The sequence below is a fragment of the Roseomonas sp. 18066 genome (genome assembly GCF_902706185.1).
Taxonomy (GTDB): domain Bacteria; phylum Pseudomonadota; class Alphaproteobacteria; order Acetobacterales; family Acetobacteraceae; genus Pseudoroseomonas.
Genome location: NZ_CACSJM010000291.1, coordinates 1 through 2,445 on the forward strand (window position 1 = coordinate 1; position 2,445 = coordinate 2,445).

The 2,445-nt window shown below is 71.1% G+C and carries 2 protein-coding genes and 1 pseudogene; 2 read left to right on the forward strand and 1 reads right to left on the reverse strand.

Annotated elements, in window-relative coordinates; all coding sequences use genetic code 11:
• On the forward strand, nucleotides 1-1,669 hold a 1,669-nt coding region (locus GVN67_RS28730), incomplete at its 5' end, for an intermembrane transport protein PqiB (RefSeq protein ID WP_160000719.1).
• Between the two features lie 11 nt (nucleotides 1,670-1,680).
• On the forward strand, nucleotides 1,681-2,259 hold the full coding sequence (locus GVN67_RS28735) for a membrane integrity-associated transporter subunit PqiC (RefSeq protein ID WP_160000720.1): 579 nt from the start codon (nucleotides 1,681-1,683) through the stop codon (nucleotides 2,257-2,259).
• Between the two features lie 65 nt (nucleotides 2,260-2,324).
• On the opposite strand, the pseudogene GVN67_RS28740 reads toward GVN67_RS28735, so the two are convergent.
• Nucleotides 2,325-2,445: pseudogene (locus GVN67_RS28740) on the reverse strand (IS5/IS1182 family transposase); the annotation flags it as partial.

A 2,445-nucleotide genomic window follows, 5' to 3' on the forward strand; every position in this document is an offset into this window, starting at 1 on the left:
GCCCGACGCGGCCCCCGAGATCGCCGAGGCCCGCCCGCATCGCCGCCGCTTCTCCTGGATCTGGCTGATCCCGATCGCGGCCGCCGCGGTCACCCTCTATCTCGGCTACAATTCCTGGCAGTCGCGCGGGCCGCTGGTGACCATCGACTTCGCCAGCGCCGACGGCATGACCGCGGGCCAGACCCAGGTGCGCTACAAGTCGGTCACCGTGGGCACCGTCGAATCCATCCGCCTGACCACCGACCTGACGCGCATCACCGCCAATGTCCGCATGCAGCGCGACGTTGGCGACCGGCTGACCCAGGGCGCGCAGTTCTGGGTGGTGCGGCCGCGGCTGACGGCCGGAAACATCTCCGGGCTCGAGACCATCGTCTCCGGCGCCTATATCGAATTCGACCCCGGCCCCGTCGAGGCCGAGGAGCAGCGCAGCTTCAAGGGGCTGGACGACCCGCCGGGGGTGCGCTCGGACGAGCCCGGCCGCGTCTTCACCCTGCAGACGCCGCGGCTGGGCGCGCTCAGCGCCGGCTCGCCGGTCTTCTTCCGCGACGTCGCGGTGGGCGAGATCCTGTCCTATGAGCCGCCGAAGCTGGACGGGCTGGTGACGCTGCGCGCCTTCATCCGCGCGCCCTACGAGGGTTATGTCCGCCCCGGCTCCCGCTTCTGGAATACTTCTGGAATTAGCGTGAACCTCGGCGCTGATGGCCTGAAGGTCGAATTGGAAAGCCTGCGCGCCGCGCTCTCCGGCGGCGTCGCCTTCAACACGCCGCGCGAGCTGCGCGACGAGCCGGCGCCGCCCGACGACGCCCGCTTCTTCGTCCATGAAAGCCTGGAGGCGGCGATTTCCGCCACATCCTCCGACCGGCTGGAATTCCTGACCTACCTGGACGGCAATATCCGCGGGTTGTCGCCCGGCTCGCCTGTAGAAATGCGCGGCATCCGCATCGGCAATGTCATCAGCGTCGGCCTCTCCTATGACAAGGACCATGACCGCTTCGTCGTGCCCGTCCGCCTGGCCGTCGAGCCGCGGCATATCTCCTTCCCCTCCGGCCGGCCGCCGGAAGAGATCATGGTCGCGGCCGCCCGGCTGGTGCAGCAGGGGCATCGCGTGCAGCTGCGCAGCGGTAGCCTGCTGACCGGGCAGAAGGTGCTCTCGCTGGACCGCGTCGACAACGCGCCGCCGGCCGAGATCCGCCAGGAGGAGGGTGTCATCGTGCTGCCCAGCCTCGGCGGCGACAGCGACGACATCATGGCCGCGGCCTCGGCCTTCGCCGGCAAGCTGGAACGCTTCCCGCTCGACGAGATCGGCGCCAATCTGAACGGCGCCCTGGCGGCGGTGAACGGGCTGGCCGGCGGGCCGGAGGTGAAGCAGGCCATGGCCAGCCTGTCCGGCGCCCTGACCCAGGTGCAGGAGCTGGTGCGCAAGGCCGATGGCGGGCTGGCGCCGCTGCTGCGCCGCCTGCCGCAGATCGCCGACAACCTGGACCAGGCGATGCGCAGCGCCAATGGCGCGATCGCCACCCTGCAGCGCAGCTATGCCGGGGATTCGCCCTTCAACCGCAACCTGGACCGCACGCTGCAGCAGGTGGCCGAGGCCGCCCGCTCGGTCCGCCTGCTGGCCGACTTCCTGGAACGCCACCCCGAGGCCCTGATCCGCGGCCGCACCGAATGAGCTCTTTTCAGATGCACCGTCGCCTGTTCCTGCTCGCCCCGCTGGGCGTCGCCGCCTGCGCCTCGGCCGAGCCCCGCTACTTCCGGCTGGCCATCCCCGAGGGCACGCCGCTGCCGGGGCCGTCGCTGCAGGTGGAGCTGCGCCAGGCGCGGCTGGCGCGCTATCTCGACCGGCCGGAGATTTTCCGCGGCGCCGGCGCGACCCGGCTGGTGCTGGCGGAGAACGCCCGCTGGGCCGAGCCGCTGGAAGAAATGATCAGCCGCCTGCTGGCCGCGGCGCTGACCCAGCGCCTGCCCGGCAGCGTGGTGCGGGAGGAGCGCAGCGCGCTCGGCGGCCGGCTCGACCTGCTGGCCAGCCTGGATATTGCGCGGTTCGAGGTGGCGGAGGACGGGGCCGCGCTGCTGCAGGGCCGCTTCGCCCTGCGCCGTCCGGGCGAGGACAACGCCCTGGCCGACCGTGGCTTCGAGGCGCGCGGCACCGCGGGCGCCGGCACGGCCGAGGCGGTGACGGCCCAGGGCGCGCTGCTCGGCCAGTTGGCGGACCAGATGGCCGCGGCGATCCGCGCCCTGCCGGCGGCGCGGCGGCGCTAGAGCGTGATGGCTTGAGGTGGAATCACCGAAAAGCCTGAATCACGCGATCAAACAAAGAGCTAGGCTCAGGACTCATTGATCCAGAAGAGGACGGTTGCGGCGAGGCAGATAGCGGAGAAGAAGGTGTGGGCGCAGCGGTCGTAGCGCATGGCGACGCGGCGCCAGTCCTTGATACGGCCGAACATG